We start from the raw sequence: 20824 nt of genomic DNA, 5'->3' as shown, positions 1-20824 counted from the left end.
CGGTGAAATTTTACTTTTCGTAAAATTTCACCGGCTTTTTTTATTTAGAGGAGGGTTTTTGTCCCAGCCTCTTTTTAGCCTTGCGATACATCTTATGTATGCAAAGCCACCTTGCCGTAATGATTATAGAAAGTTTTAAACCACCACTCCTCAAAGTGGGTGTTCGCAAAAGATATCCTGTATATCATCAATCACCGGAGTGTGATGCTCGCCATTCCACCTTCGATATAAAACTCCCTTTTACAGTTCAAAGGTTAAAACTTAATATTTTACGTACAACGTAGCTTTAATGTTATATTATATGATTTTTTTCACCTGCACAAGTAAGTACTTACAAAGAAAAATGTCAACTATTTATTATTTGTAACGGTGGAATATATTGTATTTCTGTTTTCAATAAAAAACCCCTAAGAAGTAAACTTATCTCTTAGGGGAATAATCAATATAGTTATTTTTTCGTTTTTAATTTAACTTTTTTGTTTGTTTATTATTTTTGTCATTTGCTTTATCTGCCCGTTTAAATTCTTTGCGATATAGGACTTCTTGAGTCGATGTTAGTCCATTATCTTTCGTTGTTAACTGCTCGTGGGGCGCCTTTTCATTACCCATATGAAACACTCCTCTCATTTTTAGTCTTTATCAGTTTTTCCGATGTAGAGATAGATATTCCATTGGATTTTGAAAGGGTTTTCATTTTTTTAAAATTTCATGAATTCTGTAGATCAAAATGTGCACGCTATTTAATAAAATTATTTTAGAAAATTCAATACTTTTCTATCAACCTCATCCATCAAACCAATTTTTTCCTTTAAATCCCATAATAAAATAGAGGAGGTCTCATTGTTTGGGATAAATGGTTCCAATTTTTCAACTGTAATCATATAAACAGGATTATGCTTGATCTGATGATTCGTTTTATTTTTTACCTTTATTAAACCTTTAAACGCCATATCATATACTTGTTGCCCAGTTTCTTCAAAAAGTTCCCTTATCGCACATTGTTTTGGGGTTTCATTGGCTTCCCTTTTTCCAGCCGGTATTTCCCATCGTTGTCTCCATATGTTATAACATAACAAAAATTTGTTGTCACATTTCACTACAGCATATGAACCAGCCAAAGGATAAGATTGAGTTAATTCTTCTTCTATCGAAATAAATTCAACAAATTCAAACTGATTATGATTTGTCTGTTCCATGTTTCACCCCTTGGATAGTGATTCATCTTACCATTAGTGTATCAAGGAAATAGTCCTTTGTTAATTTCCCCAACTTAACAACGTAAAGGGATAGAAAATATAAAAATCATCTATATAACGGACTAACAAATACCAAAGGATAAATGAAATTGCAACGATGACAATGGAAATTGTAAGAACCGAGTAAGGATTTCTTTTTTTCGTTAAAATTTTCAATGATACAGATAATCCGAATAATAAAGATACGATTGCACCAAAGATAATATATAACCCAACTGAAAAGGCACCGACGAAACTTATAAAATAAAGAAACAAAGAACATAAATAAAACCAGAGGGAAATATTTTTCAAATGGATCCAGCGGGAAAATTTCATTTTTTCATCTCCCTTAGTAAAAAACTGATTTTAACGATCAAGTTCTTTTGTTAGACAGTCAATTGCTGCCATCACTTCTAGCACATTTTCTTTATGATTCATCTGATTTCTTGCATGGAGTAAAATGGGGCGAACTGATTCTACGGAACGGCCAAATTCATACATCCAATCATATCTTGGTACCATCCAAGTATGAAAGTGGTGGGTAGTGTCTTCATTGTAAAAGTAGTAAACATATTTTATTCCTAAAATTTCTCTTTGAGCCTGTCTTATTTTAGATAAAACATTTATATAATCGAACTTTTTTTCTTCAGTTAATTCATCCAAACATTTCACATGGCGTTTTGACGCTACAATCATTAACCCTTTAATCGGATAAGCAACATCTTGATGGACATGAAAATGTTCTGATTCGTACACGACACCTCCATCAGGTATAATAATTCCACTTGTGATTGCACAACTTAAACATTCTACTTCGACATTATTCCCATTCGATAAAGTAATGATTTTCAAATACTTACCCCCTACATTAACTTATACCCATTGTTCCATACCCTATTTGAAATGAATTTTGTTATTTTTTAAAAAAAGCCGTGTATTCATTACGGCTTTTCACTCTCTAAATTAAACATCCATTAAAAACGTTTCTTTAAAACCTTGTCTCCCTTTTGGCGTTATTTTAATTGCACGTGTTTTCGGTATACGTTCAACCCAATTCAACTCCAAAAATCTTTCCAGTAAAGCATTCCCTAATGCGCCACCAATGTGATGACGTCTTTCACTCCAATCTAAACATTTATGACAGAATGAACGACGTTTCTTCTTTATCTGATGAAGATCTACTTGGAATGATTGGAAAAATTGTATCCCTTTTTCAGTCACGATAAATTCTTCTGAAAGAATACCTGAATTCTTTAAAGAATCAGCTAATTGAACACCTACATTTCCAGCGATATGATCATAACACGTTCTTGCATACCGTAAAGCCTTATCTTCTGTGGATTGTTTAAAAGATTTTACTTTTAAAGGTGGGGTAATTGTCAAAAGTATTTCCATCGTGTGGGCTACTTCTTGATCACGAATTCCATAATATCGATGTCTTCCTTGTTTATCTACGTGAACAACGTTCGCATCCACCATTTTGGCTAAATGAAAACTTGCTGTTTGTGGTTTAATACCTGCCGCATACGCTAATTCCCCCGCTGTATGAAATCTACCATCGAGTAAGACGGTTAAAATTGCCGCGCGGGAAGGTTCACTCACAAGGGAAGCGATGATTGCTACGTTCGGATTCGCATTTGCATTCATTTTCATGATCATCTCCTATGTATTCCATATTTCGATTATAGTGGAAATAATTATGTTCTACAATGGGAAATGAGAATACCATCAAGGAGGAAATAAACATGAAAAAAATTGCTCAAGCACGAGAGACAAAAATGATTGAACCGAAAATTTTATATTACGGAACACCAGTTATTTTATTAAATACACTAAATGAAGATGATACGGTGAATATAAGTCCTATCTCATCATCATGGGCTTTAGGAGATTGTATCATCATTGGCCTTGGAGTTGATGGCAAAGCATTAGAAAATTTAACTAGGCATCCAGAATGTGTTATAAATGTCCCAGATCCATCTTTATGGGAAAATGTTGAACGATTGGCTCATTATACAGGGAAACATCCAGTTCCTGATTATAAAATAAATAGTGGATTTCGTTTTGAAAAAGACAAATATCATGCGAGTGGGTTAACGCCTATTCCATCAACTTTAGTAAAACCTACAAGAATATCAGAATGTCCCCTACAAATTGAAGCAAAGGTGAAAGATATTCGAATACCAGATTATTCACCCCAATTTGCCATTGTAGAAACCCAGTCGATTCAAGTACACGCCCATAAAGACATTTTGATTGGCGAAAACCATATCAATCCCAACCAATGGAGTCCACTTATCTATAATTTCCGCCATTATTTTAGTCTAGGTGAACATCTAGGGAAAACTTTTCGAGCAGAAATTTAACGGCAAAAAAGCTTAGGGAACCTCCTTAAGCTTTTGTTAAATTAAATCCATTCTGCAAACCATGCAACATAATAGGCAGCTGGTATAAACAATAGTTGTGCTACTATAGTACCTACAAATTTCGAGCTAATCATCGTCAATGAGTAACTTTTTAAATAAACGTAATCACATTGATTTTTCATCACTCGATCGGCTAAAACGGAAGCTTTCGGATCGATAAACAGTGTTAATAAAATCGTCGCAATTCCATTAATGACTCCCGATGACATTAATGCCGCTTGAGCATAATCTTCTGGAACTAACATAGAAGCATATAAAGAGGATAATACACCGATGGTAAATACAGCGGAAACAATCACATTTACTACAAATAATCGTTTAGGGATTGTTTTGAATGTAATCCCCTGTAAAAATTTCAACTTCGGGACACGAAAACAAGAAATTATTTTCTTTATTCCTGTTGGATTCAATTGTTTTCCTATTGCGGAGATAATCGAACCTCTTTCATTTGATAATTGGATGATGGCTCTTGAAAAAATGTTGATGAAAGTTGGAAAAAGCATTATTCCAAGTAATACGCCAACAGAAGTAACCCCAATTAATATTCGATATTGCTCCTCTATAAAATTTAGTTTATTACTATCTGGTGCTTCAGCAATGAGTTTTGCAGTAAGAGGCTGTTGAATCATTGTGGAAAATCTTGAAACGATGACTAACGTGCTAAATAAAGATAATGCAGTAGCTATTAATTTCACCCTTGCACCAGATATTCTCGTTGAATAAGCTAACGTCTCAATCATCGTTACGATTAATATAAATATTGCCACCACAACGATTTTATTTGTTATGTATTCCATATAAAGCCTCCAACAAATTATTTCTCTATATTATACAGGTTCTTTTAATTTTTTTGGAAACAATATCATTCGTGTTAAAAGAGGTTGAAAAGACTACCTAGTTAAGCAAATAAGAGTGACCATCTCATATGGCAAACTCATATTCATCTATCATTTAACAGCTTTCCAAAATGTCCATCTATCTTTTTCTATGATGTTGGTCCTTTTCGATACGGCATCATCAATAGAGTGAATTAATAAGTTCAATTCTTTATCGTCAAGTTCATGTAAAATGCTTCTACCCGTTCTTTCCTTCAAATCTTCTAGTAACTGCCCTTTATTGTCATAGATGTTTCGAATTTCCCACAATTTCACTTCTTCTATTTCTTTAAAACCAACCTCTGTCAAAGTTTCCATAACCAAATTACTTGAATGTCTTCGTTGAATTTCCTTTTCCTTTAACTTTGGGAAAAGTTCGAAAAAGTATCCTCGAATATGTTGTTCATCACCAGGTAAAAGGCAATCAGCCGGCGTACGATCTTGAATAATTAAATAACCGCCTTTTTTGAGCACTCGATATGCTTCTTTAAAACAGCTTTGTAAATCCTCGATATGATGGATTAATGCCCTTTCAAGCAATAAATCATAGTAATTTCCCTTTAAACCCGTTTCAAAAGCATTTCCTTTGTGAAAAGAAATGTTTGGATAGTTATCACAATTAATAATTGCTCCCTCAATCATCACTTCTGAAAAATCAACACCTGTTACAGTTGCCACTCCCATATCCGCTAGTGCTTTACAATAAATTCCTCCTCCGCATCCAATATCTACCGCGTGGGTCGTATTGTTAATCGGTACGAGTTCTTTCACCGTTTGTATCCAAGATTGGTTAGCCTTTCGAGTTGTATACGAATTACGGTTTTTCTTCTCGTGAAAATCAATTCCCATAAAGACCCCTCCTTTAAATGTCCTACATCTCCTTAGTTTTTTAGATAAATCATATGTCTACATAACAACTCATTATAATTTATAAATTTAAGGTCATTTTTCTGCTCATCGTTTTCATTCCAAAACGCTCATAAAAGGAAATGGCTTGTTCGTTGAATTCCCAAACGTTTAATTCCAATGATTGTGCCCCTTTTTCTTTCGACCACTCTACACATGCATTAAATAATGTCGTTCCGACCCCTCCCCTTTTATAATTAGATTTCACACCAAAATCGTTTATATAAGCATATTTTCTCTCGACCATTGATTCGAAGGCAGGGGATTTTTTTATTTCCACCACAACAAAACCAATAACAGTTTGATTTTCTTTCGCAATCAAAATGTCACAATTCGACTCTGCTAACAACTGTTGAAAATAACTTTCTGGCATCACTTGCTCCACTTTTTTAAAAATATTAGGAAGAGCTTCTGCATGTTGATCTTGTCCTTCTTTCACAATAACATTCACCTCATTAAAATCTTCTACTTTGGCTGATACAACATTTATTTTCATCTATTATCCTCCTTCGTCTACTTATACAAATAATTCCTTAAAACTAATTATTTTCCTCCTTATCGTTTTCCAATATTAGAAACTACTTAACTTTTAAACTGATTAGAACAAACACTATAAATATAGACATGTTTTATAGCGGATAGAGAATAGAATAAAATAAGAGGAAAATTTTATAATATGGAGGCGTTATGTATGGTGGTAAAGGATAAAGTTGTGATTGTGACTGGTTCTGCCCAAGGAATTGGATTTAAGATTGGAGAACACTTTGCAAAAGAAGGGGCAAAGGTTGTTCTATCTGATATTAATGTCGATTTATTACAAGAATCTGTTCAATCCCTTAACGGTGCCGGTTATGAGGCAATTGGAGTAAAAGCAGACGTTACGAATGAAGAAGATTTGAAAAATTTAGTTACGGAAACTCAGAAGACATTTGGTTCCATTGACATCGTCATTAATAATGCGGGTATGCAACATGTCGCACCAATTGAAGAATTTTCAACTGCTAAATTTGAATTAATGCATAGAATAATGTTGATTGCACCTTTCATCCTTACAAGAGAAGTATTCCCTATTATGAAAAAGCAAAAATGGGGACGCATTATTAATATCGCATCTATTAATGGGTTAATCGGATTTGCTGGTAAGGCTGCCTATAATAGTGCAAAACATGGTGTTATCGGACTAACAAAAGTAGCCGCATTAGAAGGAGCTCTAGACGGTATTACCGTTAATGCTTTATGTCCAGGATATGTTGACACGCCCCTTGTACGCGGTCAAATTGCGGATTTAGCGAAAACGCGTCATATCCCTGAAGATCGGGCGCTTGAAGACATTATCCTTGCTCAAGTACCTCAAAAAAAATTATTGGATGTAAGTGAAATTGCAGATTATGCCTTATTCCTTGCGAGTGATAAAGGAAAAAGTATTACAGGACAAGCCGTTGTCATTGATGGTGGCTATACATCACAATAAATATATAAAAAAGTCCGTCATGGTGGAGACGGACTTTTTCGTTTATATAATTAATTTAGAAAATCAGGATTTCTTTTTAAAAAGTTTTCCCAAGCATTTTTCATCCCTTGTTCAAGTTCTTCTTTTGAAGCAAAAAGCCGCTTTTCAGTGCCGCCATAACCAATTTCTAGCTGTTCATTTTTCAACCCTTCAAAGATGGCATTTATAAAATCATTTAATGGAGCACCAAAAGTATGAAGACCCGCACCACCTAAATCTGTATTAACAGCAGGAGGTAATACTTCTATTACTTCTACATTTGTATTTTCTAATTGTTGGCGTAATGTTACTGTAAATGAGTGCATTGCCGCCTTTGTGGCACTATAAATCGGTACCCAAACTCCTGGTTGTATCGCGAGCCCAGATGTTACGTTAAGGATTGTTGCCTGTTTTTGCTTTAAGAAATGAGGAATTAAAAGCATAGAAAGATGAATTGGGGCTTCAACATTAATCGCAATTTCATTTTGATAATAGCTCCATTCTTTCTTTTCATTGAGCAAATTAACTCTCTGCTGGATGCCCGCATTATTAACTATCATATTAAGATCTGGGAATTTTTCTGTTACCCAATCAATTAATTGAATTCGTTCCTCTTCAACCGATACATCACAAACTCTTGTATGTAATTCAGGGAACTTTTCCTTTGCTTCTGCCAGTTTATTTTCTCTTCGCCCTACGATGATTACTTTATTTCCTGCTTTCATAAAGTTTTCTGCAAAGGCTAGCCCAATACCAGAAGCTCCACCAGTTATTAAAATGGTATTTCCTGATAAATTCATTTGTTATCACTCCAAGTTTGAAAGTCATTAAAATGTTTACATATCATAACAAATTCGTTTCATGAATGACAGTGATAAACATTTTGAGGTCTCTTTCGTTACATAAGTGATTGTAATGAATGGCCTAAAACTTTTCCTTCTATTCTTTCCAGAGGAAGTATCCCTTTCTTTGAATGGTTTTTAATCGACGTATTTTTATATTTCTAAAACTATACATTTTTCGTTAGCCCTCAAGTGTATGAGGAAATACAAATCAAACTACTACAAAAAATACTTCCACTATGAATAATTAGCAGACATAAATGACACATTACTTATAGGAGGTGGAAGGAAAATGCCTAACATAATTGGTGTTGAACAATCCTTATCGAATGTTGAAGCTGCATTAAAGGCAAAGGGTTATGAAGTTATTCAACTTCGCAGTGAAGAAGATGCAAAAAATTGTGATTGTTGTGTTATTACTGGCCAAGATGAAAACGTTATGGGAATCAGCGATACAGTAACAAAAGGATCGGTTATTCATGCAAGTGGCTTATCTGCTGATGAAGTAGTTGAACGTGTAGACAAAATGTTCCATTAGAACCTAGAAAGGTGCTTTTCTAGTCTAAGCCTAGAGCAGCACCTTTTTATGTTTAAAATATGTAAATCACTTTGGAAAACCTTATTCTTTTTCTAGCAAAACTTCGAAATCTCGAACATGTACTGCATTTCCAGTAATCTCAATATCAAATGATTCATTATTTTTCGAAACTTCCACAAAGACACGACCGTCTTTTCCTATTTCCTGTCCTTGCTCAACTATGAGGTGAAGCGAATCATACTCATTCTTCATTATATATTTCCCATAATATGCACCCATTACTCCTGAAGCAGTTCCCGTTACAGCATCTTCAATAGTGCCAGAATAAGGAGAAGAGAAATGGCGGGCATGCATCGTTGCTTTCGGATCAAAAGTTTCCATACAAAATGGATGTACAGATGCTTTAGGCATATCCTTTAATATAGTAGGAAACTCTTTAGTGTTTGGTTTCATTTTTTCAAAGGCTTTTAATTCCTTTATTGGGATTAATAATGTCCATATTCCTGTACTTCCATATAAAATCGGTAAAGTTTCATGGAGATCCGTTTCTTCCAGTCCAATCGATTGGGCCAATTTTGCTTTCGAACCGGTAAATTGTTCGAATTTTGGCGTTGCCTGTTTCATCGTAATCAGCAGTTCGTTTTCATCGGATGTTTGAATCGAGATTGGTAAAATGCCCGCCTTCGTTTCAATCGTTAATTGACTTTTGTCTCCTAATAGACCTTTTGTTTTTAAAGCAAAGATTGTTGCCATCGTGGCGTGACCACATAAATTCATCTCGTGACCAGGTGTAAAAAAGCGTATTTTTAAGTCTGCTATTTCTGACTTCACAGAAAAGGATGTTTCATTAAATCCTACTTCATACGCTATTTTCTGCATTTCTTCATCAGTTAAATCATCCCCGTTTAATACAACCCCAGCTGGGTTTCCTTTATTTGGTTGATTACTAAAGGCATCAAAATGATGAACGGTAATTGACTTCATAATCCTATTCCCCTTTTTTAGTTTTCCTTATCGATTTTGCCATTTGAATAATCAGTTATGATTAATGAAACCAAATACTACATGATCGACATAATGATCATATAACCATTCCACACTTCGAAGACACCCTTCTCTTTCAAACCCAAGTCTTTCAGGAATGGCTAGACTTTTGTGATTATCTGTAGCTACGCGGATTTCAATTCGCTTTAAATTCAATTCATTAAAGCAATAGTCGATTACAGCCTTACAAGCAGTCGTCATAATACCTTTGCCTTGAAAACCTTCTCCTAACCAATAACCTATCGATGTTGATTTGTTAACCCAGTTTATATGATGCAACCCTATTACACCTGCTAAGTTTCCTTTATACCAAATCCCTGCTTGAAATCCATCATTATTGCCAAATTGCTTTAATGTACTTTCAATAAAAGCTTTTGAATCATCTACGTCTTTCGTAAAATCAACCCATGGTAACCATTCACGAAGATAGGTTCTCGATTGATTTGTTAAATGATAAAGTTCTTCAGCATGTCTAATTTCTAACAACCTTATTTCCAACTCATCATTCAGTTTGCACTTAAACATGTTCTCCCTCCCAAGCAATCATTTGATTAAATTTTACTATAAAGGAACAACTTTTGTTGTAAACCTTTTTATATTTTCTAATTGGATCCATTTTTATATAACAAAAGGAAAATTCCCTTCTTTGTCAAATATATTAGTTATTTAGAGGAAGGAGAATATAAAATGAAGCATCGACATGAAATTTTATTCAACCAATTAGAAAGTTATAGAAGTGAGTTACTAGGGGTTTTAATTGATGTAACAGAAGAACAAGCAGAAATGATTCCAATCGGATTTCGTAATAATATTCGATGGAATATGGGGCATATATATTTAGATCAATTTTTATGGATTGAAGCATTGACGAAAGAAAAAGAAAATGTGCCTAAAACATTTCATGATTGGTTTGGATTTGGTACTTCTCCCTCAAATTTTTCCGATGAGACCCCTAGTTTTGAAAGATTAAAAGGGTTACTGAATAACCAACCGAAAATCATTAAAGAACGGTTTGGAGAACGATTGGAAGAAGAATTTCACCCTACTGAAATGGGAATGAATACAATCGAACAAGTGTTAATTCGCACTATTTTCCATGAAGGCATGCACTTACAAACGATCCTCGATATTAAAAAACTATTATAAGTTATATTTATAAAGAGCGCCAATTCATCGATGAATAGCGCTCCTTCTTTTTAGCTCCTATGTATTTAACTTTTTTAAGTATAAAACCTCATATGCGTCTTGTCTTTTTTATAATAATCCAATCGATCTTGTAAAGTACCTGTATGAAACTCAAATTTATGACCATCCGGATCCGTGAAATAAATCGACTTTTTATCCTGTTCATCCCGTTGGCGGCCTATTAAGATGTTGACATTCAAGTTTTTAAGTTTACGATACATTAAATCGTATTCTGCTTCTTCGATTGTAAAGGCGATATGGGTATATGAGTCATGAATTTCTGTACGAGGGATATCCTTTTCCTCATTTAAGGCAAGCCAAATTCCATTTAAATCAAAATAGGCGGTCGTTTTTCCTTCTACTAACAACTTAGCATCGAAGACATTTTTATAAAATGCGATAGATTCTTTTAAATTTGAAACAGAAAATAATAAATGATTTAGTCCTTTTATGTTCATGTAAACACCTCATTTTTAATGTTAGTCAATGTTCTTATGAATTTCGAGTAAAGCTGCTAATTTAATAAATATATTTCCTTCTACTCCATCACCTCTTTAAATATTTTACATTGCCTTTACTTGTTTCATTTTTCCCCATTGTCATCTGTCTTCCTAAAATAAAAACTAGATTGAATCTAGATTGTCAAATTTCCTAAGAAATCCCCTTTCCTCCTTTTGTAATAAATGTTCCCATTTTCTCCATTCCTGTTATATATGGTTTTGCCCGTTGTATTAAAGTTTGTGTTGTTTTTAACACTAAGGAAGCTTGATGTGCTTGTTCATTGCTCCACACTTCATAAACGTAAACAGCGTTCAGTTCTTTTTCTACAATATTCACAAGATATATCTCACAATCTTCTAATTGCACCATTGACTTTGCAGCCTCTAGCAATATCTCTACTAAATTTTCCCGTTTTCCTTCCTGAACTGTAAACTTAACGAATAAACTAAATTTCTCCATATTATTCCCCTCCAAAATAAGTTTCCCAATACTATTTCTCCATCACCACACCATTCTCCTATATTCCCATTATTATTTCTTCAAATAAAAAACACCCCACCTATAGCAAGGTGAAGTGTTTAGAAACATTAAACGACTAAATTTGAATTTTGTTTAATTTCAATGTAGCGTAATTGAACGCCATCGATTTCATGAATGGAGAAAGTATATCCTTCATGTTCAATACAATGATCAGATTTTAAATCCATATCTTGTGAATAATACCAACCACCAAGGGTATCGACATCAGGATTATCTAGTTCAATTTGTAAAAGTTTAGCCACATCTTCTAATAACATTTTAGAGTAGACAATATAGTGACCATCCTTTAATTTTCGAATCTCAGGAATTTCATCGTCGTCAAACTCATCACGAATTTCTCCGACTAATTCCTCTAAAATATCTTCAACCGTGACAAGACCCGATGTACCACCATATTCATCTAGAAGAATGGTAATATGTGTCCGTTGCTTTTGCATTTTCGTTAATAATTCTTGTATAGGAATCGTGTCAATCGTATTAATAACAGGATTAATAAATTGCTCCAAAGAGAAATTTTCAGCTGTAATTCGATTGCTCATACCTTGAGTTAAGAAATCTTTTATATTAATAAAACCAATCATGTTATCCCGATCCTCTTCATAAACAGGGTATCGAGTATAACGCTCCTCTTGAATGGTTTTTAATACTTCTTCAAAGGTTGTATTTTTTTCAAAGGCGATAATATCCGTTCGTGGAACCATAATTTCACGGGCAATTCGATCATCGAACTCAAAGACGTTATTCACATACTTTAACTCAGTTTGATTAATTTCCCCGTTTTTATAGCTCTCAGTCATTAATAAACGTAACTCTTCTTCTGTATGGGAAAGTTCATGTTCCGAAGCAGGTTTCATACCAAAAATACCTACTAAAATACGGGCTGAACCATTTAAGAACCAAATGAATGGGTATAAAATTTTATAGAAAATCATAATTGGTCTTGCAAATAGTAGTGTAATATTTTCAGACTTTTGGATCGCTGCTGTTTTTGGTGCCAATTCCCCTACTACAACGTGTAAAAATGTTGCAATAACAAAGGCTGCCCCAATCGTGAAGAAATGAATATATTGTTCGCCAATTCCAATTGATTCGAACATCGGATGTAAAATAAACTCAAATGTTGATTCCCCAACCATACCAATACCAAGGGCTGTAACGGTAATACCTAATTGGCAGGCAGATAAATATTCATCTAAATGGGTCGTTACATGTTTCGCAGATAAAGCACCTTTTTTTCCTTCTGCAACTAATTGGTCAATTCTAGATTGCCTCACCTTTACAATGGCAAATTCCGTTGCAACGAAAAAAGCGGTTAAAGCTATTAATATAGCAAAAATGATTAAATTTAATGCGGTCAAAAATCGTCTTACTTAAAAAAGTAAGACTTCACCTCCTAGGTTATTAGTCTTAATAAAGACTGAATTAATGTAACACTTTCTGGTAACACTTTATTTTTAATTGTTTCTTTTGTTGATTGTTCCTGACGATTCATACTTTCAATAAGTGTTGAAACTTCAGATTGTAATGTTTGCATGTGCAAACAAATTTCTTGTAAGTCCTCTTTAGGATTACCGTTATGTTCAACGTCCAATGATTTTTTAATATCTTGTAAACACATTCCTTGCGCTTTCATAGCTTCTATTTCATGAATTCGTTCGATTGCTTCAGAAGTATAGAAACGATAATTCGAAGTAGAACGTTCTGCTTTTAGCAAACCAAGATTTGTATAGTAATCAATGGTACGTTTTGTAATCCCAGTCATTTTGGCTAAATCTCCGATTTTTAATTTCTCGTTCCCAATTATTTTCCCTCCAACCATCACGTTATAGTTTATATTATACACTCTTCTTAATGATTATTCTATGAATCTGCCATCATGTCACAATCATTTCATAATGAAAAATTGTTGTTACTTAATTTTGAAACTTTTATGAGGGTTATTCGTATAGGAACAAATTATGTAGATGAAGGAGGACGATTTTACAAAAGCTTTAACCGTCTTTTACAACGAAGTGTTCAGTTTCACTTGGTATAACTTTCAATTCGGTTTTTAAAAATTTTGGATATAGTTCTAATGATGGAAGTTCTTCAATAGGTGTCCATCGATAAATTAACCGATCCCCTTCCTTCCCATTAAAAATTTTACTGTCAAAATCTTTTGGAACGTTTGAAATAAAATAGTAAAAACCAATTTCATGAAACTTATTGCTATTGTATTCGAAAAAATTTTCAACAGACCATATTAATTTCCCCACATTTATTTTTATCCCTAATTCTTCTTCAAACTCCCTTTTGATAGCATTTTGGGAATCTTCACCAATTTTCACTCTACCCCCAGGTAATGACCAAAGAAAATCGTTTACATCTCTATGCAGTAAGACATGGTTTTTATATAGCCAAACACCTGCTACACGATAATTAAAAATTGCATTTTCTGTTTTAAATACGGCATCCATCTCCTCATCCACCTCCTAAATATTTATTTCTACAATGGATAATTCTTTTCCTTCAAATAAAGCGTTTCCCTAAACTAGTACTGGAATAAAAAAAATACTTACGACATGTCATATCGTAAGTAAATAAAACGTTTTAATTTAATTGTGAAAGGTTTAACTGATATAATTTATCGTCGTTTTCAAGAGCATCCCCGCGACCGTCCGTATTATTACTAATAAAATACAATTGATCACCATCAATGAAAATATCTCGAATTCTTCCAATATTTGTAACAACATTTCTGTGGGAGCCCGTTGTTAAATTAAATTCGATAACGGCTTGCCCCCTTAATGCTGCAACATATAATTTCCCATCTACATAATCCATTCCTGATGGAGCCCAAGTCGTATCGCTTCCAGAAGTAAACAGTGGTGTTTTTAAGCCTGATTGTTGCTGCGTCCCTTCAATTGTTGGCCATCCATAATTTTGTCCTGCTTCAATCAAATTAATTTCATCATTTGCATTGTTACCATGTTCACTTGCATACATTGCTCCATCATCCGACCAAGTAAGTCCTTGTGGATTTCGATGACCATAACTATAAATATAAGAATTTGGGAAAGGGTTGTCAGCAGGGATAGAACCGTCTAAATTCATCCTTAAAATTTTCCCACCTAATGAGTTTAAATCTTGGGCAATCGGTTTTTTTGCCGCATCACCTGTTGTTGCATATAGTTTTCCATCAGGACTAATTTTCAGCCTCCCACCGTGATGATAGGATCCGCTTGGAATTTTGTCTAAAAGTAAACGTTCTTCTTTCCAAATATCTCCTTGTTGTTGTACCGTAACAATTCGATTGAACTGCCCTGTATCATCCTTATAAGTATAGTAAACATACGCTCTGTTTGATTGTTGAAAATCAGGTGCGAGAACAAATCCTAATAGACCTGCTTCGGATGCAGTTGCCAAGTCCTTTTCTAATTCAACCTTTTGTCTTTCAACTTCCCCATTTTCAATTTTCACGATACTACCCGTTCGTTCAGATAAATAAAAAGTATCATCTTTTTTATCGATGGACCAAGGAATATTTAATTCATCCGCTACGACCGACGTATTTTCATCGAGAACATTCGTCACTTCGATAACGGTATTTTCTTGTTGTTCATTCTTTTCAGTTTCATTAAATTTTGAACACCCAACAAGTAGTACCATCATGATGACATTAACAGTTATTATTTTTTTCAATCAGCCACACTCCTATTATGATTCATATTCCAAACCTCATTTAAGTTTTAACAAAAAATTGGGATTCAATAATAGATAATGTTAAATTATGACAACATTTTAATAACAGGGTTCATAGTGATAAACCGATTTATTTTCTAATTGAGATAAAGCAGCTTGTAAAACAGGTGACGGTTCGTCAACAATTCGGTAATGCTTCCAAGTAGCTACTTTACGAGATGTAACAATTTCTGCCTGTTCCAACTTTTTTAACTGCTGACTGACTGCAGGTTGGGATAAGCCTAAAACCTCCACTAAATCACAAACACATACTTCTCCGGATTTTAAACAACTTAATATAATTAGTCGATTTTTATCAGCTAATGCCTTTAATTGTTTTTCTAAAAATGGAATATCCATCATCTCACCTCTGAAATACTTTGTATAAGAGAATACTTATATAAAAAATTTTAATCTATGAGATATAACGAAATGAAATGAAAAAGGATATCACTTTTTCTAGTGTATTTACCATTATTTTTTTAAATAACGAATAAAATATAACAAGCCTGCTTTGAACACAATTCGTTCAAAACAGGCTTGTTATTAATGAACATAAGATTTAATTTCATCTACTAAACTTTGTAATTCATTTTGAGTAAACTCATATGTTTCTAAACAGAAATGACATTGCGTTTCAATCTGTCCTTCTTCCTCGATCATTTCTTCTAACTCTTTTGCTCCTAAGCCTACTAATGCTCGACTGTAGCGTTCTTTCGAGCAGTCACATTGGAAGTGGACTGGCATTGAGCTTAAAATTTGAATATCACTATCTTTTCCTAATACCGCTTGTAAAATTTCTTCTGGTGTTAACCCTTTTTCAATCATTTTAGAGACCGGTTCAATTGTTGTTAAATGTTGTTCTAAAGCAGCAATTGTTGATTCTTCACAACCAGGCATTAATTGAATAATAAATCCGCCAGCAGCTAAAATCGTGTTATCCGGGTTTACGAGTACCCCTAACCCTACGGATGAAGATACTTGCTCACTTGTCGCGAAATAGTAGGTAAAATCTTCGGCAATTTCACCTGAAACGATTGGAACTTGACTAGAGAACATTTCTTTCATACCTAAATCTTTTACAACGGTTAACGTTCCTTCTTCTCCAACACCAGCACGTACATCTAATTTTCCTTGCTCGTTTAAGTCAAAATGTACTTGTCCATTTGATACAAATCCTCGCACATTCCCTTTTGCGTCCGTATCAACTACTACCCCCCCAATTGGGCCATTCCCTTGTACTTTAACTGAAATTTTATCTTCACCTTTTAACATAGCACCCATCATGACACTAGCTGTCATTGTACGACCTAGGGCAGCGGAAACTACTGGCCATGTATGATGGCGGCGTTGTGCTTCTCCTACAGTTTCAGTCGTACGTGCTGCAAAAGCACGAACTTGTCCATTAAAACCAATAGCTCTAACTAAATAATCTTTCATTTTATTGTAACTCCTTATATCTCTTTAATATTTTTTTGTATACGTTGCAACATATCGATTAACGATTTTAGTTCCTTATCGTTAAAATGAGAAAACATTTGATTGGTAAAACTTTGTTTATCTTTTTGACAATTAAAGATTTGTTGTCGTCCTTCTTCCGTTAAATGGACAATGGTTTCCCGGTTATCTTTTGGATTCCGTCTCCTCGTCACATAACCATCTATCTCCAATTGCTTTAAATGTCGTGTAATCGCTGCATGGTCGATATTTACGATTTTTTGTAAAGACGATTGGGAAATTTCTTCAAATTGAACAAGTTGATATAAAAGTTCAAAACGAGATAAACTGAACTGGGTATTTTTTTCAAACTTCGGACCTAGTTGATTACTAAGGGTTTTGAATAAAAATAACAACTGTTCTTGTTCAGAAACCGAATATCCCATTGGTGCACCCCCTAATGTCACTTTATATGACAAATGGTCATTTTTCCTTTGACCCATCAATATTTGAGCTATCAATAATTGAGCCATCCATAATATATGATGAAAAATGATAGAATGCAAGCAAAATGAAATGACGATAAATTCAGAATATAATGTATAATAACACTATAAAAATCGAAAGGAATGATTGAAATGAAAAACACAATTAGAGGGATTGAAAAGTAGAATGGACTCTATCTCTTTTCAATCAAAAAAATTTTAATAAATTTGAAAAGAGGACAAATATGTATACCGATAATGAATTAACAATCAGACCTATTAAAGAACAAGATTTAATTAAATTATGGGAACTCATTTACAAAGAGGACCAACCTGAATGGAAAAAATGGGATGCTCCTTACTTTCCCCATCATTCAATGAGTTACGAAGAATTTTTACCTAAAGGAAAGTCATGGATTAATCGAAATGATTTTTGGGTAATCGAAGTGGACTACGAAGTAAAGGGGATTATTACTTATTATTGGGAACATGAGCCTTCTAAATGGCTTGAAATGGGAATTGTTTTTCATGAAGCAGGAACTTGGGGAAAAGGACTAGGTACTCGAGCAATGAAACTATGGATTCATCATCTTTTTCAAACATTGCCCATCGTAAGAGTTGGATTTACAACTTGGTCTGGAAATAAAAGAATGATCCGAGTAGGAGAAAAGCTTGGCATGCAATTGGAAGCCCGTATTCGAAAAGTCCGTTTATTTAATGGAGTATATTATGACTCCATACGAATGGGGATGTTACGAGAAGAATGGGAAAATAGAGATTAAATTCTATACTTGAAAACGAATACTTGCGTGACAGATAACTAGTATGTTGTTTAAGCATACTATGGAAATCCGTCACGCTTCATTTTGTTTTAATAGTAATTGACAGCTAGGTCACGTTTTCAATTCCTTTATTAAAGACTGTTGTTAAAACATTGATCCATTACGAACACATCCGTTAACGAAAGTTTTTAAGGTGCCGTTTTATGAAAAATATAATCTAAATAATCTCCATGTCCCCTAACTAACTCAACTTCCTGTTGATTATTTATCCAGAAAAAATGGAAAGTGAGTCCCTCTTCTGCTCCGCCACCAGTCGGTTGATAGTCCCACTCATCAGGTGCCTCTTCTAATAAAATCTTATAAAAGTATCGATGATGAATGGCCCCATCATCGTTTTCCCAAAAATCCTCAGCTAGCAAACCATCAACAACAAATTCGACTAGACCTGTTTCCTCTTTCATTTCTCGAATTACAGCTTCAAGCGGTGTTTCATTTGCATCAACTGTTCCTTTTGGAATTTGGATGCCAGCTTCCAAATTGATGTGTTGAAATACTAATACTTGAGGGGCACCATCTTTCATTCTTGTCATATACCCATATGCCTTTTTTATTGCCAATTTTTATCCTCCAATTTTAGTTTACATAAAATATTTATTGAAAATTATAAATTTTATATCTCCTATTATATAAAATTTTTATTCAATTATATATTGTTACGAAATTATGCATGACATTTTTGTAAAATTTTATGAAACCGGAATCAAAATGAACAATATGTGAAATAGTTCACTAACCATTTTCTTTTACCATTTTTCCATGTACAATGGTCACAAATTGGTATAACAATAATTTCGAAAAGACAAGGGATTTTGTTATAACCAGAAAATTTCATAGTGGAGGAGATCCTCAAATGTGGGTATTAACCGTTTTTGAAAACAATTCGTATCGGATGTTTGTGTTTGAAAATGAAAAAGAAGCAAAACTTGTACTTAAGGAACAACCATCTTCTATCCTTTCCTTTACAAACTAACCTAATTCAATTTGTGATAGTGAAGATCCTGTTTTTTGAATAAAAATAACATTTTCTAGGAGGCGACCCTATTATGTGGGTACTAACTATTTTTGAACAAAATTCTTACCGAATTTTTGAATTCGAAACAAAGGAAGAAGCCGTTACAGTACTTGGAAAAATTGAATCTCCAGCTATCCTTTCATATACGAATTTAACTTTAGTCGCATAATATACCACGATATGAAATGAAATTATCCATAGATTAAACATACCACAATATCACTAAAAAAATCGATTGTTCTAAATGTTGATTTTATGAAACAGATTAAAACATTTCTCAATTACTTTATTAAAACAAATACAATGTTATTGACAAACTTTTTAATTTATTGCATATTTATTCAAAAAGAAAAATCAGCTTAACGAAGACTAGTATGTGAAACCCTGTTGGAAAGAGAGCGATGTTCACCGGCTGTAAAACATCGTACAAAAAGGATCACGGAACCTACTTCGCCAGCTTCTAGAAAACTAGACGCAGACTCTAGCGTTATGAGCACAAAGTGGGATTTGCATTGCAGTCCAATCTAGGTGGTACCACGGAAAAGTAGCCTTTTTCGCCCTAATTTTCAGGGTGAAAAAGGCTTTTTATTATTTAGAAAGTTAAGGGAGGTATATTGGTGAAGAAAAAAAGAATTGTCGTAAAAATCGGAAGTAGTTCCCTTACAAACACAAAAGGAGAAATTGATCATACTAAACTTCAGGACCATATCGGAGCACTAGCAACTTTAAAACACGAAGGCCATGATGTATTACTCGTTTCTTCTGGTGCAGTCGCTGCTGGATTTCGTAAGTTGGGCTACCCTTCTCGACCAGTTACTTTAAAAGGGAGACAAGCGGCAGCTGCAGTTGGTCAAAGTTTACTCATCCAATATTACTCAGAATCGTTCCATGAACATCAAATAACGGCAGCGCAAATATTATTAACACGAACTGATTTCTCAAAAAAAGAACGATTTAAAAACGCCTATGCGACCTTTATGGAATTACTTCAACGAAACGTCCTTCCCATTATTAATGAAAATGATACAGTATCTGTAACGGAACTAACCTTTGGTGATAATGATATGTTATCTGCTTTAGTAAGTGGACTTGTTCATGCGGATCACCTCATTATTTTAACGGACATCAATGGTTTTTATAATGACAACCCTTTTACAAATCCGAATGCAACACGTATTCATTATTTAAATGAAATTACAGATGACATGTTAACTTTTGCAACTGATGGGGGTTCAAAGGTAGGTACTGGTGGAATGCAATCGAAACTATTGGCTGCTCGTACAGCTTTACAAGCAGGCGTACAAGTTTTTATTGGAAATGGAAAAGGTCCAACAAAACTAATCGATATTTTAAACGGTTTAGGTGATGGGACTTATATCGGAAAAGATGATTCTGCTATTCTAGCTAATCAGAAACAATGGTTATCTATTACAGAAGTTTCTGGAAAATTATTTATCGATAAAGGGGCAGAAAAAGCCATTATATTGAATGGTAAAAGCCTTCTACCTGCAGGTGTTTATAAAATTGAAGGCGAATTTTCAAAAGGTGATGTAGTCGAAGTTTACGGGGAGTCGAAATTGTTAGGTCGAGGTGAAGTGCTTTATTCCAGTAATGAATTGTTACAAGCTCTTGGAAAAAGAACGACTGAAATTGATGCAACTGCCACTGAAGTGATTCACCGGGATAAATGGGTTAAAGCATAAGAACCATCGTTAAAAACGTTTGTAAGGAGGAGTTTTGATGACAA

Annotated in this window: 28 protein-coding genes and 1 other RNA gene; 7 read left to right on the top strand and 22 right to left on the bottom strand. The window is 34.0% G+C overall.

Going from position 1 to position 20824, the window contains the following annotated elements; genetic code table 11:
* Positions 1-99 precede the first annotated feature (99 nt).
* From ssrS to H9636_RS06035, 6 genes are all read right to left on the bottom strand, one after another.
* Positions 100-290: non-coding RNA, 6S RNA (gene ssrS, locus H9636_RS06060), on the bottom strand.
* A 172-nt stretch (positions 291-462) separates the two neighbouring features.
* Positions 463-609: a YfhE family protein gene (locus tag H9636_RS06055; RefSeq protein ID WP_191706724.1), complete on the bottom strand. Its 147-nt coding sequence runs from the start codon at positions 607-609 to the stop codon at positions 463-465.
* A 140-nt stretch (positions 610-749) separates the two neighbouring features.
* Positions 750-1196, bottom strand: coding sequence for an NUDIX domain-containing protein (locus H9636_RS06050; RefSeq protein WP_191706723.1), 447 nt, complete (start codon positions 1194-1196; stop codon positions 750-752).
* Positions 1197-1256: 60 nt separating this feature from the next.
* Positions 1257-1571, bottom strand: a complete 315-nt coding sequence (locus H9636_RS06045) for a hypothetical protein (protein WP_191706722.1) — start codon at positions 1569-1571, stop codon at positions 1257-1259.
* 30 nt (positions 1572-1601) lie between these two features.
* On the bottom strand, positions 1602-2087 hold the full coding sequence (locus H9636_RS06040; RefSeq protein WP_191706721.1) for an HIT family protein: 486 nt from the start codon (positions 2085-2087) through the stop codon (positions 1602-1604).
* A 111-nt stretch (positions 2088-2198) separates the two neighbouring features.
* On the bottom strand, positions 2199-2882 hold the full coding sequence (locus H9636_RS06035; protein WP_191706736.1) for an ArsR/SmtB family transcription factor: 684 nt from the start codon (positions 2880-2882) through the stop codon (positions 2199-2201).
* 98 nt (positions 2883-2980) lie between these two features.
* On the opposite strand from H9636_RS06035, the gene H9636_RS06030 reads away from it, so the two are divergent.
* A complete protein-coding gene (locus H9636_RS06030) occupies positions 2981-3601 on the top strand; it encodes a flavin reductase family protein (RefSeq protein WP_191706720.1) in 621 nt (206 codons plus the stop codon).
* Between the two features lie 41 nt (positions 3602-3642).
* Here H9636_RS06030 and H9636_RS06025 read toward each other — a convergent pair whose 3' ends face one another.
* From H9636_RS06025 to H9636_RS06015, 3 genes are all read right to left on the bottom strand, one after another.
* Positions 3643-4458, bottom strand: coding sequence for a lipid II flippase Amj family protein (locus H9636_RS06025; protein WP_191706719.1), 816 nt, complete (start codon positions 4456-4458; stop codon positions 3643-3645).
* A gap of 150 nt (positions 4459-4608) precedes the next feature.
* Positions 4609-5385 (bottom strand): class I SAM-dependent methyltransferase, encoded by a 777-nt coding sequence (locus H9636_RS06020; protein ID WP_191706718.1) that lies wholly within the window; start codon positions 5383-5385, stop codon positions 4609-4611.
* A 79-nt stretch (positions 5386-5464) separates the two neighbouring features.
* Positions 5465-5938 carry a GNAT family N-acetyltransferase gene (locus H9636_RS06015; RefSeq protein WP_191706717.1) on the bottom strand — a complete coding sequence of 158 codons (474 nt, stop codon included), beginning with the start codon at positions 5936-5938 and terminating at the stop codon, positions 5465-5467.
* A gap of 198 nt (positions 5939-6136) precedes the next feature.
* Here H9636_RS06015 and H9636_RS06010 point away from each other — a divergent pair, with 198 nt between their 5' ends.
* Entirely contained in the window at positions 6137-6913 is a 777-nt protein-coding gene (locus H9636_RS06010; protein WP_191706735.1) for a 3-hydroxybutyrate dehydrogenase, read from the top strand.
* 50 nt (positions 6914-6963) lie between these two features.
* Here H9636_RS06010 and H9636_RS06005 read toward each other — a convergent pair whose 3' ends face one another.
* Positions 6964-7731 (bottom strand): SDR family oxidoreductase, encoded by a 768-nt coding sequence (locus tag H9636_RS06005; protein ID WP_191706716.1) that lies wholly within the window; start codon positions 7729-7731, stop codon positions 6964-6966.
* A gap of 334 nt (positions 7732-8065) precedes the next feature.
* On the opposite strand from H9636_RS06005, the gene H9636_RS06000 reads away from it, so the two are divergent.
* On the top strand, positions 8066-8311 hold the full coding sequence (locus H9636_RS06000) for a YkuS family protein (protein ID WP_191706715.1): 246 nt from the start codon (positions 8066-8068) through the stop codon (positions 8309-8311).
* An 81-nt stretch (positions 8312-8392) separates the two neighbouring features.
* On the opposite strand, the gene H9636_RS05995 is transcribed toward H9636_RS06000, so the two are convergent.
* Together H9636_RS05995 and H9636_RS05990 are read right to left on the bottom strand one after the other, a co-directional pair.
* A complete protein-coding gene (locus H9636_RS05995; protein WP_191706714.1) occupies positions 8393-9295 on the bottom strand; it encodes a PhzF family phenazine biosynthesis isomerase in 903 nt (300 codons plus the stop codon).
* A 51-nt stretch (positions 9296-9346) separates the two neighbouring features.
* The gene (locus H9636_RS05990; RefSeq protein WP_191706713.1) at positions 9347-9880 is read right to left on the bottom strand and encodes a GNAT family N-acetyltransferase; all 534 of its coding nucleotides are present in this window, start codon (positions 9878-9880) and stop codon (positions 9347-9349) included.
* Positions 9881-10042: 162 nt separating this feature from the next.
* On the opposite strand from H9636_RS05990, the gene H9636_RS05985 reads away from it, so the two are divergent.
* The gene (locus H9636_RS05985; RefSeq protein ID WP_191706712.1) at positions 10043-10501 is read left to right on the top strand and encodes a DinB family protein; all 459 of its coding nucleotides are present in this window, start codon (positions 10043-10045) and stop codon (positions 10499-10501) included.
* 74 nt (positions 10502-10575) lie between these two features.
* Here the strand turns inward: H9636_RS05985 and fosM are convergent, their stop codons facing one another.
* The 9 genes from fosM to H9636_RS05940 form a co-directional block, all read right to left on the bottom strand.
* The gene (fosM, locus tag H9636_RS05980; RefSeq protein ID WP_191706711.1) at positions 10576-10998 is read right to left on the bottom strand and encodes a FosM family fosfomycin resistance protein; all 423 of its coding nucleotides are present in this window, start codon (positions 10996-10998) and stop codon (positions 10576-10578) included.
* Between the two features lie 193 nt (positions 10999-11191).
* Entirely contained in the window at positions 11192-11500 is a 309-nt protein-coding gene (locus H9636_RS05975) for a putative quinol monooxygenase (RefSeq protein ID WP_191706710.1), read from the bottom strand.
* A 128-nt stretch (positions 11501-11628) separates the two neighbouring features.
* Entirely contained in the window at positions 11629-12939 is a 1311-nt protein-coding gene (locus H9636_RS05970) for a hemolysin family protein (protein WP_191706709.1), read from the bottom strand.
* Positions 12940-12974: 35 nt separating this feature from the next.
* Complete coding sequence (locus H9636_RS05965) at positions 12975-13343, bottom strand: MerR family transcriptional regulator (protein WP_191706708.1); 369 nt, start codon at positions 13341-13343, stop codon at positions 12975-12977.
* A 229-nt stretch (positions 13344-13572) separates the two neighbouring features.
* Positions 13573-14037 carry an NUDIX hydrolase gene (locus H9636_RS05960; protein WP_191706707.1) on the bottom strand — a complete coding sequence of 155 codons (465 nt, stop codon included), beginning with the start codon at positions 14035-14037 and terminating at the stop codon, positions 13573-13575.
* A gap of 133 nt (positions 14038-14170) precedes the next feature.
* Positions 14171-15262, bottom strand: a complete 1092-nt coding sequence (locus tag H9636_RS05955) for a PQQ-dependent sugar dehydrogenase (protein WP_225230098.1) — start codon at positions 15260-15262, stop codon at positions 14171-14173.
* A 99-nt stretch (positions 15263-15361) separates the two neighbouring features.
* Positions 15362-15661, bottom strand: coding sequence for an ArsR/SmtB family transcription factor (locus tag H9636_RS05950; RefSeq protein ID WP_191706706.1), 300 nt, complete (start codon positions 15659-15661; stop codon positions 15362-15364).
* 186 nt (positions 15662-15847) lie between these two features.
* Positions 15848-16741: an Hsp33 family molecular chaperone HslO gene (hslO, locus tag H9636_RS05945; RefSeq protein ID WP_191706705.1), complete on the bottom strand. Its 894-nt coding sequence runs from the start codon at positions 16739-16741 to the stop codon at positions 15848-15850.
* Positions 16742-16755: 14 nt separating this feature from the next.
* Complete coding sequence (locus H9636_RS05940; RefSeq protein ID WP_191706733.1) at positions 16756-17184, bottom strand: MarR family winged helix-turn-helix transcriptional regulator; 429 nt, start codon at positions 17182-17184, stop codon at positions 16756-16758.
* Positions 17185-17468: 284 nt separating this feature from the next.
* Here H9636_RS05940 and H9636_RS05935 point away from each other — a divergent pair, with 284 nt between their 5' ends.
* A complete protein-coding gene (locus H9636_RS05935; protein WP_191706704.1) occupies positions 17469-18005 on the top strand; it encodes a GNAT family N-acetyltransferase in 537 nt (178 codons plus the stop codon).
* Positions 18006-18193: 188 nt separating this feature from the next.
* Here H9636_RS05935 and H9636_RS05930 read toward each other — a convergent pair whose 3' ends face one another.
* Complete coding sequence (locus H9636_RS05930; RefSeq protein ID WP_225230097.1) at positions 18194-18622, bottom strand: NUDIX hydrolase; 429 nt, start codon at positions 18620-18622, stop codon at positions 18194-18196.
* Between the two features lie 486 nt (positions 18623-19108).
* Between H9636_RS05930 and H9636_RS05925 the strand changes: the two genes are divergently transcribed.
* Entirely contained in the window at positions 19109-19246 is a 138-nt protein-coding gene (locus tag H9636_RS05925; protein WP_191706703.1) for a hypothetical protein, read from the top strand.
* Positions 19247-19694: 448 nt separating this feature from the next.
* Positions 19695-20780: a glutamate 5-kinase gene (proB, locus tag H9636_RS05920; RefSeq protein ID WP_191706702.1), complete on the top strand. Its 1086-nt coding sequence runs from the start codon at positions 19695-19697 to the stop codon at positions 20778-20780.
* Positions 20781-20824: the final 44 nt, after the last annotated feature.

The sequence above is a fragment of the Ureibacillus galli genome, assembly GCF_014836845.1.
Classification (GTDB): domain Bacteria; phylum Bacillota; class Bacilli; order Bacillales_A; family Planococcaceae; genus Ureibacillus; species Ureibacillus galli.
This window is presented reverse-complemented; position numbering and strand designations above follow the sequence as displayed.

What these genes read in the sequence shown, in the direction of transcription:
- H9636_RS06055 (WP_191706724.1), bottom strand. Translation starts at nt 609, where the DNA reads ATGGGTAATGAAAAGGCGCCCCACGAGCAGTTAACAACGAAAGATAAT.
- H9636_RS06050 (WP_191706723.1), bottom strand. Translation starts at nt 1,196, where the DNA reads ATGGAACAGACAAATCATAATCAGTTTGAATTTGTTGAATTTATTTCG.
- H9636_RS06045 (WP_191706722.1), bottom strand. Translation starts at nt 1,571, where the DNA reads ATGAAATTTTCCCGCTGGATCCATTTGAAAAATATTTCCCTCTGGTTT.
- H9636_RS06035 (WP_191706736.1), bottom strand. Translation starts at nt 2,882, where the DNA reads ATGAATGCAAATGCGAATCCGAACGTAGCAATCATCGCTTCCCTTGTG.
- H9636_RS06030 (WP_191706720.1), top strand. Translation starts at nt 2,981, where the DNA reads ATGAAAAAAATTGCTCAAGCACGAGAGACAAAAATGATTGAACCGAAA.
- H9636_RS06025 (WP_191706719.1), bottom strand. Translation starts at nt 4,458, where the DNA reads ATGGAATACATAACAAATAAAATCGTTGTGGTGGCAATATTTATATTA.
- H9636_RS06020 (WP_191706718.1), bottom strand. Translation starts at nt 5,385, where the DNA reads ATGGGAATTGATTTTCACGAGAAGAAAAACCGTAATTCGTATACAACT.
- H9636_RS06015 (WP_191706717.1), bottom strand. Translation starts at nt 5,938, where the DNA reads ATGAAAATAAATGTTGTATCAGCCAAAGTAGAAGATTTTAATGAGGTG.
- H9636_RS06005 (WP_191706716.1), bottom strand. Translation starts at nt 7,731, where the DNA reads ATGAATTTATCAGGAAATACCATTTTAATAACTGGTGGAGCTTCTGGT.
- H9636_RS06000 (WP_191706715.1), top strand. Translation starts at nt 8,066, where the DNA reads ATGCCTAACATAATTGGTGTTGAACAATCCTTATCGAATGTTGAAGCT.
- H9636_RS05995 (WP_191706714.1), bottom strand. Translation starts at nt 9,295, where the DNA reads ATGAAGTCAATTACCGTTCATCATTTTGATGCCTTTAGTAATCAACCA.
- H9636_RS05990 (WP_191706713.1), bottom strand. Translation starts at nt 9,880, where the DNA reads ATGTTTAAGTGCAAACTGAATGATGAGTTGGAAATAAGGTTGTTAGAA.
- H9636_RS05985 (WP_191706712.1), top strand. Translation starts at nt 10,043, where the DNA reads ATGAAGCATCGACATGAAATTTTATTCAACCAATTAGAAAGTTATAGA.
- fosM (WP_191706711.1), bottom strand. Translation starts at nt 10,998, where the DNA reads ATGAACATAAAAGGACTAAATCATTTATTATTTTCTGTTTCAAATTTA.
- H9636_RS05975 (WP_191706710.1), bottom strand. Translation starts at nt 11,500, where the DNA reads ATGGAGAAATTTAGTTTATTCGTTAAGTTTACAGTTCAGGAAGGAAAA.
- H9636_RS05965 (WP_191706708.1), bottom strand. Translation starts at nt 13,343, where the DNA reads ATGACTGGGATTACAAAACGTACCATTGATTACTATACAAATCTTGGT.
- H9636_RS05960 (WP_191706707.1), bottom strand. Translation starts at nt 14,037, where the DNA reads ATGGATGCCGTATTTAAAACAGAAAATGCAATTTTTAATTATCGTGTA.
- H9636_RS05950 (WP_191706706.1), bottom strand. Translation starts at nt 15,661, where the DNA reads ATGGATATTCCATTTTTAGAAAAACAATTAAAGGCATTAGCTGATAAA.
- hslO (WP_191706705.1), bottom strand. Translation starts at nt 16,741, where the DNA reads ATGAAAGATTATTTAGTTAGAGCTATTGGTTTTAATGGACAAGTTCGT.
- H9636_RS05940 (WP_191706733.1), bottom strand. Translation starts at nt 17,184, where the DNA reads ATGGGATATTCGGTTTCTGAACAAGAACAGTTGTTATTTTTATTCAAA.
- H9636_RS05935 (WP_191706704.1), top strand. Translation starts at nt 17,469, where the DNA reads ATGTATACCGATAATGAATTAACAATCAGACCTATTAAAGAACAAGAT.
- H9636_RS05925 (WP_191706703.1), top strand. Translation starts at nt 19,109, where the DNA reads ATGTGGGTACTAACTATTTTTGAACAAAATTCTTACCGAATTTTTGAA.